At 68.5% G+C, this 6,343-nt stretch carries 5 protein-coding genes and 2 pseudogenes; 6 read left to right on the top strand and 1 reads right to left on the bottom strand.

Annotated elements, in window-relative coordinates; all coding sequences use genetic code 11:
• The 3 genes and pseudogenes from VJR25_RS03100 to VJR25_RS03105 all read left to right on the top strand — a co-directional run.
• Window positions 1-227, top strand: a pseudogene (locus VJR25_RS03100) (hypothetical protein); the annotation flags it as partial.
• Window positions 227-583, top strand: coding sequence for a fumarylacetoacetate hydrolase family protein (locus tag VJR25_RS16695; protein WP_414683715.1), 357 nt, complete (start codon window positions 227-229; stop codon window positions 581-583). The pseudogene VJR25_RS03100 and the gene VJR25_RS16695, both read left to right, overlap by 1 nt.
• A gap of 12 nt (window positions 584-595) precedes the next feature.
• Window positions 596-1,054, top strand: a pseudogene (locus VJR25_RS03105) (fumarylacetoacetate hydrolase family protein); the annotation flags it as partial.
• 59 nt (window positions 1,055-1,113) lie between these two features.
• On the opposite strand, the gene VJR25_RS03110 reads toward VJR25_RS03105, so the two are convergent.
• Complete coding sequence (locus VJR25_RS03110; protein WP_324112417.1) at window positions 1,114-2,232, bottom strand: PDDEXK nuclease domain-containing protein; 1,119 nt, start codon at window positions 2,230-2,232, stop codon at window positions 1,114-1,116.
• Between the two features lie 150 nt (window positions 2,233-2,382).
• On the opposite strand from VJR25_RS03110, the gene VJR25_RS03115 reads away from it, so the two are divergent.
• The 3 genes from VJR25_RS03115 to VJR25_RS03125 all read left to right on the top strand — a co-directional run.
• Window positions 2,383-3,813 (top strand): DUF3375 domain-containing protein, encoded by a 1,431-nt coding sequence (locus VJR25_RS03115; protein ID WP_324112419.1) that lies wholly within the window; start codon window positions 2,383-2,385, stop codon window positions 3,811-3,813.
• Window positions 3,814-3,857: 44 nt separating this feature from the next.
• Window positions 3,858-4,436, top strand: coding sequence for a DUF4194 domain-containing protein (locus tag VJR25_RS03120; protein ID WP_324112421.1), 579 nt, complete (start codon window positions 3,858-3,860; stop codon window positions 4,434-4,436).
• Window positions 4,433-6,343 (top strand): ATP-binding protein (locus tag VJR25_RS03125; protein WP_324112423.1); only part of this gene is annotated, 1,911 nt, incomplete at its 3' end. The genes VJR25_RS03120 and VJR25_RS03125, both read left to right, overlap by 4 nt.

The raw sequence follows: 6,343 nt of genomic DNA on the forward strand, positions 1-6,343 counted from the left end.
CGGAGCGCTGGCCCCGTGACCGGCACCGCCGACGACACCGTGACGAGCACCGCGACGTCGACGACTACCAGCGCAACGGCCGCGAGATCGGGCGCCGTTGGCGTGAGATGGCCGGCACCGAGTACCCGGCCATGGCCGGCATCGGCGTGACGCGGCTGTGGCAGCGCGAGGCGATGATCGAGATCCAGGGCGTCGCACACCTCCCCGCCGCGGCGTCGGACGTCTGATGCGCCTGGCCACGGTTCGCACGCCGGCCGGCACCCGCGCTGCGGTGGAGGATGCCGCGGGCTGGGTGCTGCTCGAGCATCCCGACGCGCAGGCGCTCATCGCCGAGCCGGACTGGCGTGCGCAGGCCGACGCGGCCCTGCAGAGTCCGCTGCGGATGCAGCCGGAGCCGGCGGAGTTCGGCGTGCCGATGCCGCGCCCGGCCAAGCTGCTCTGCTGCGGGCTGAACTACCGCGACCACATCGTCGAGACCGGGCGCGCCGTGCCGGAGTATCCGACGTTGTTCGCGAAGTTCGCCGATACGCTCACCGGCCCCGCCGACGACGTCGTCGTGCACGACACCGAGCGGCTCGACTGAGAGGCGGAGCTCGCCGTGGTCGTCGGCGCGGAGATCCACCGCGCGACGCGCGACGAGGCGCGCGGCGCGATCCTCGGGTACACGGTGGCGAACGACATCTCGATGCGGGACTGGCAGCAGCGCACGCTGCAGTGGGTGCAGGGCAAGGCGTTCGACGAGACCACCCCCATCGGTCCGTGGGTGGTCACCGCCGACGAGATCGAGCCGAAGGACGGCCTGCAGGTGACGTGCGCGGTGAACGGCGAGACGATGCAGTCCGGGAACACGCGCGAACTGGTGTTCGATGCGGGCGACCTGGTGGCCTACGTGTCGCGGATCACCCGGCTGCAGCCGGGCGATGTCATCCTCACCGGTACGCCGCGCGGGGTGGCGCTCGGGATGCCCGAACCTCGCTGGCTGCGCGGCGGCGACGTCGTGACCACCGCGATCGAGGGGATCGGCGAGCTGCGGAACACGATCCGTTTCGCGTAGGCCCCTTGGAACGGGGCCATGTAGGCACGAGGCGGTCGCTGGTCCGGATCATGACGCTGCTACAGGTCAGCGCCGTCGATCCCGCGTGGGTGGCGGGTATTCATCGCAGGTCGGTTGGGTCCACTCGAGCTTTCGGATGTCGACGCCGCGAGCTGCCTGCGGGCGAAGCGCTCCTGCGCTTCGCGGTAGATCGATGCGATCCGCACTTCGAGCTCCTCTTTCGGTGGGAGCGCCGTCCAGTACTCAGCAACGACGATCCCGTCTTTGTGCAGCTCCAGCAGCTCGATCTGCTCACGGCTGGTCTCGGTGCACAGGATCAGGCCGATCGGCGCTTCCTCATCGTCACGGCGCTCGTATCGGTCGAGCCACTTGAGATAGAGGTCCATCTGGCCCTTGAACGCCGGTTTGAACTTGCCCACCTTCAGCTCCACGGCGATCAGACGACGCAGAGGACGCGAGAAGAAGAGCAGGTCCAGGAAGAAGTCGTCGTTGCCGACCGTCATGCGCTTCTGACGGCCCACGAACGTCCAGCCGTCTCCGACTTCGAGGAGGAACGACTCCATGTCGCGAATGATCGCTTCTTCGAGGTCGCGTTCGGCGTGACCATCGGCGAGCCCCAGGAAGTCGAGGAAGTATGGGTCTCGGAACGTGTCAAGCGGCACGGCCGTTCCGCCCGGCGTCTGCGCGTTCGCGATTTCATTGCGCTCGAACCCTTGCCGCCCGATGAGCTCGCGCAGTGCGCGCACGCTGAGGCGAGCCGATATCGTCTGCTCGATGTAGAAAGCTCGGGCGGCGTCGGAGTACACGGGGAGCAACGCCTTGAAGTGCGTCCAGCTCAATTGTCGCCCCAGCGAGGCGACAATCTCGGCATCGGGGAAGATCTGCGAGAACTGGATCATCCGGTAGAGGTTCGCGCGATCGAAGCCGCGTCCGAAGCGCTCGGTCAATTGTCGCGACAGCGAGGCGACAATCTCGCGGTCGTAGCCAGCACGTTGCGTGCTGAGTACGTCGACATCGATCATGCGGCCGATGTGCCAGTTCATGAGCGTCAGCGCGGCATTTGCCTGCGTTGCCACCGAAGCCCGTGTCTGTTCGATGACTTGGGAGACGCGTTCGAAGAGAGGAACGTCAGCTGGCGTGGACGGACCCGTGTGCTCGAGGTCGATCGGATCAGTCATCGGCGTTCCCTCGTGTCCTCATGGTGTGCATTGCCGGCCCCCCAATATCAACCCATGCGCTGCTTTACGGTGCGGCTGACCCTAGCGAGGGGCGCCGACATCAAACGTGAGTCGTCCGATGTCGGAGCCCGCGCATACCCTGGACGCAGCATGGATCTCGACGAACTCGACCGCCTCTGGGAGCGGCATCCGGCCTGGCGGGTGCTGCGCGCGCACAACGCGCCCCTGATCCTGTCGTTCCTCGGCCGTACCTTCATCGACGACAACCGCGGCGCGGTGCCGCTGGGTGAACTCGTGTCTGCGCTCGACGACGAACTGTTCGCCATCCATCGTGCGACGCCCGATCGATACGCGCAGGATGCCGCAGCGTACGTCGACGACTGGTCCGATCCGAAAGCCGGCCTGCTGCGTCGGTTCTATCCCGCAGCGTCCGAAGAGGTGCACGTCGAGGCGACCCCGGCCCTCGAGAAGGCGTACCGGTGGGTCGAGGGCCTGCGCACCCGTTCGTTCGTGGGAACCGAATCGCGCCTGCAGACCCTGATCGACCTGCTACGTCAGATCGTGCACGGCTCGCACGACGATCCCGCCGAGCGCATCGCCGAACTCGAGCGCCGTCGTGACGCGATCGAGAAGGAGCTCGCCAACGCCAGGGAGGGGCGAGTGACGGTGCTCGACGACACCGCCGTGCGCGAGCGGTACCAGCAATTCGCCACCACCGCGCGCGAACTGCTCGGCGACTTCCGCGAGGTCGAAGACAACTTCCGGGCGCTCGACCGCTCTGCCCGCGAGAAGATCGCCGGGTGGGACGGCGGCAAAGGCGCCCTGCTCGAAGAGCTGGTCTCCAGCCGCACCGACATCGCCTCCTCCGACCAGGGCCGCAGCTTTCAGGCGTTCTACGACTTCTTGCTGTCCGAAGGCCGGCAGGACGAGCTGTCCGACCTTCTGGATGCGGTGCAGGGGATGCCGCAGCTGCACGCCGACCGCCGGATGCGGCGCGTGCACTACGACTGGGCCGATGCCGCCGAGCGCACCCAGCAGACCGTGCGGGGGCTCTCCGAGCAACTCCGCCGCTTCCTCGATGACCAGGTGTGGGTCGAGAACCGCCGGGTCCTCGATCTCGTCCGCGCCGTCGAGTCATCGGCGCTCGCGGTCCGCGACCGGCCGCCGGCCGATGTCGGGGTGCAGGTCGACCAGCCGGGTCTGCCGATCGCTCTGCTGTTCGAACGTCCGCTGTACGACCCGCAGCCCGACGTGCAGGTCGACAGCATGCCGGCTCCGCAGTCGCTCGACGAGGTCGAGCTCGACGGCCTGTTCGCGCAGCGCTTCGTCGACACGGCGCGTCTCATGGGCAACATCCGCGCGGTCGTGCCGCCGCGCACGAGCGTCGCCCTCGATGACCTGGTCGCGCTGTATCCCATCCAGGACGGCGCGGCCGAGATCCTGGGGTACCTGTCGCTCGATGCCGACGACGTGACCGTCGCGGTCGACGAGGGAGAGGCCGAGATGACCATCGACTACACGGATGCCGCGGGCACGCGGCGCCGGGTGAGGATGCCGCAGGTGACGGTGACACGCCGATGAGAAGCCCCGACGAGCAGGCGGTCGCCACCGCGATCATCTCCCTCATGCGCGAGGTCGTCTACCGTGATGTCCCTTCGCAGGAGGCGGTGTGGGAGGCACTCGCACGTCATCGTGCGGCCATCGCCGATCATTTCACCGCCATCGGGGTCGATGTCGTGATCGACGAGGCAGAAGGCTACGCCTACCTGCGCACCCGCGAACCCGAAGAGGGAGAAGAGACGCTGCCCCGTCTCGTGCGGCGGCGAAGTCTCACCTACAACGTGAGCCTGCTGCTCGTGCTGCTGCGCCGCCGCATGGTCGAATTCGAGGCCTCCGGCGAGGCGGGCAGGCTGGTGCTCACTCGCGAGCAGATCGTCGAGCTGCTGCGCGTGTTCCAAGCGTCCTCCACCAACGAGGCGCGCGTGGTCGAGCAGGCGGATCGCACCATCGCCCAGGTCGCCGAGCTCGGCTTCCTGCGTGAGCTGCGCGGGCAGCGCGGCGCCTGGGAGGTGCGCCGCATCCTGAAGGCCTACGTGGATGCGCAGACACTCGCGGATTTCGCGTCGCGACTGGCCGCCTATGCGGGTGGCGAACCCACGACGACCGAAGAGGCACAGACGGTTGAACCGGAGAGTGAACGATGAGCGACGCACTGTTCTCAGCCCTGGACGTCGACAGCCCGGCGAACGACCAGACCGGCTACCGGCTCGTCCGGGTCGAGGTCTACAACTGGGGGACGTTCGACCGCAGTGTCTGGTCGCTGCAGCCCGACGGCCGGACGGCACTGCTGACCGGTGACATCGGCAGCGGCAAGTCGACGCTCGTCGACGCGATCACGACGCTCCTCCTGCCGGCGCACCGCATCGCCTACAACAAGGCTGCGGGCGCCGACGCGAAAGAGCGCACGCTGCGCAGCTACGTCCAGGGACATTACAAGTCGGAGCGCAACGAGGCGACCGGGGCATCGAAGCCCGTGGGCTTGCGCGACCACACCGCGTACTCCGTCATCCTGGGCCGTTTCACCAACACCGGCTTCGGCGAGACGGTCACGATCGCCCAAGTGTTCCACCAGAAGGACCGCACCGGGCAGCCGGAGCGGTTCTTCGTCACCGCCACCGTCGCGCTGTCGATCGATCCCGACTTCAGCCGCTTCGGCTCCGACCTGAAGGCGCTGCGCGCCCAGCTGCGGGCCCGCGGCGCGGACATCGACAACACCTTCCCCGAGTACCACCGTCGTCTGCGGCGCCTTCTCGGCATCCCCTCCGAGCAGGCGATGGAACTGTTCCATCAGACGGTGTCGATGAAGTCGGTGGGCAACCTCAACGACTTCGTGCGCGACCACATGCTCGAGCCGGTCGACGCATCCGCCCACGTGCGGGCGATCGTCGACCATTACGACAACCTCGTCACCGCTCACGAAGCGGTCCGTACCGCGACCGATCAGCTGGCGGTGCTCGGCCCGCTCGTCGCAGCGGCGGACAAGTACATGGCGGCCGCGACGCGGCACGCGGATCTCACCGACGAGCGATCGGCGGTGCCGCCGTTCATCTCCGAGCGCGTGTCCGAGCTGGCCGGTGCCGCGGTCGCCGACGCAAGCGTCCAGCTGACCGCGGCCGAGACCCGCAAAGACGAGCTGCGCACGGCTCGGGAGGCTCTCATCCCCGAGCGCGACCGTCTCGTGCTGGAACGCGCCGGCGTCGGGGGCGACCGCCTGGCCGCGCTCGAGCACGAGATCCCGCAGGCGCGCACCACCCGCGACGACCGGGCCGACCGGTTCCGCGCGTACAGTGCCCAGCTCGAGTCGCTCGGTCTCGATCCGGTCGAGACCCAGGTGGACTTCTCCGCGCGCGCCGAGTCGACCGCGACGCTGAGGTCGGGGCTCGATGCCGACCGCGCCGCACTCAGAGACCGGCAGGAGCCGCTGTTCGACCGTCGCGCCGAGATTCGGCACGCCCGCCGGGCGGTCGCCGACGAGCTCGATTCGCTCGAAACCCGCCGCAACAGCCTGCCCGCCGACCTCGACCGTGTGCGCGGCGGCCTGTGCACAGCGCTCGACATCGCTGAGGCCGAGCTGCCGTTCGCCGCCGAGCTGCTGGAGGTGCGCGAAGAATTCGCGCCGTGGCGCGGCGCGGCCGAACGCGTGCTGCGTGGATTCGCGCTGTCGCTGCTCGTGCCGCAGCTGCATTACCCGGCCGTCTCGAAGTGGGTCAACGACAACCGGCTCAATGCGCGGCTGGTGTTCCTGCGCGTTCCCGAACGACGCGTGCGCACGATCCCCGCGACGCACGGTGAGCCCGTGCTGCTCGATGTGCTCACCGTCGCGCCGGGCCCGTTCGAGGAGTTCGTGCGCGCAGAGCTGGAGCGGCGTGCCGACCATGTGCTGGCGGCATCGGTGGCTCAGCTGCAGCAGGAAGACCGCGCGGTCACCGTGCAGGGGCTCATCCGCGACCGCGACCGGCACGAGAAGGACGACCGGCGGGCGATCACCGATCCCCGCTCGTGGGTGTTCGGGCGACGCAGCGAAGACAAGCTCGCCGCGCTGCGCGGCGAG

Source organism: Microbacterium sp. (assembly GCF_035277845.1).
Classification (GTDB): Bacteria; Actinomycetota; Actinomycetes; order Actinomycetales; family Microbacteriaceae; genus Microbacterium.

Coding starts and splice junctions, on each gene's coding strand:
- VJR25_RS16695 (WP_414683715.1), top strand. CDS start 227: ATGCGCCTGGCCACGGTTCGCACGCCGGCCGGCACCCGCGCTGCGGTG.
- VJR25_RS03110 (WP_324112417.1), bottom strand. CDS start 2,232: ATGACTGATCCGATCGACCTCGAGCACACGGGTCCGTCCACGCCAGCT.
- VJR25_RS03115 (WP_324112419.1), top strand. CDS start 2,383: ATGGATCTCGACGAACTCGACCGCCTCTGGGAGCGGCATCCGGCCTGG.
- VJR25_RS03120 (WP_324112421.1), top strand. CDS start 3,858: ATGCGCGAGGTCGTCTACCGTGATGTCCCTTCGCAGGAGGCGGTGTGG.